This is a genomic window from Streptobacillus felis, from assembly GCF_001559775.1.
Classification (GTDB): Bacteria; Fusobacteriota; Fusobacteriia; order Fusobacteriales; family Leptotrichiaceae; genus Streptobacillus; species Streptobacillus felis.
On the sequence record NZ_LOHX01000203.1, the window covers coordinates 1 to 449 of the forward strand.

1 protein-coding gene is annotated in these 449 nt (G+C 26.9%); it reads right to left on the reverse strand.

Annotated elements, in window-relative coordinates:
- Nucleotides 1–127: 127 nt before the first annotated feature.
- Nucleotides 128–250, reverse strand: coding sequence for a DUF1413 domain-containing protein (locus AYC60_RS08590; protein WP_156447655.1), 123 nt, complete (start codon nucleotides 248–250; stop codon nucleotides 128–130).
- Between the last annotated feature and the right edge of the window lie 199 nt (nucleotides 251–449).

Below are 449 nucleotides of genomic sequence, written 5' to 3' on the forward strand. Positions count from 1 at the left end.
TGATTACTTGGACAAGCATTCATACGTTGTATATTTATTATATTATTTTTTTCTCTTGTGTCAATAGTTATATGAGCATTTATTCAAGTTTTTTTTATATTATTTAAAATATCTCAAAAACATCTACTCAGACATTAGTACAGTCCTTTCTAGGTATCCTGTTACATACATATCCTTTAAACAATTCCTTAAAAATAAAGAATTCTCCTTCGTACAAGTTTTCGGTTTCTTTAATAGCTTCATCTAACAGCTTATTATATCACTCATGTGGTCAACTCCTTATCAATAACCTTATAAACATCATTTTTGATAATATCACATGTATAAATAATGTAAAAGCCAATGCACGAACCGCCATCAAATAGAACCTAACCCTTAATTGACGATTTATATTAGTATTAAATCATAATTCCATTTAAATTCACAATTTAAAGCATATTACAAAGTGG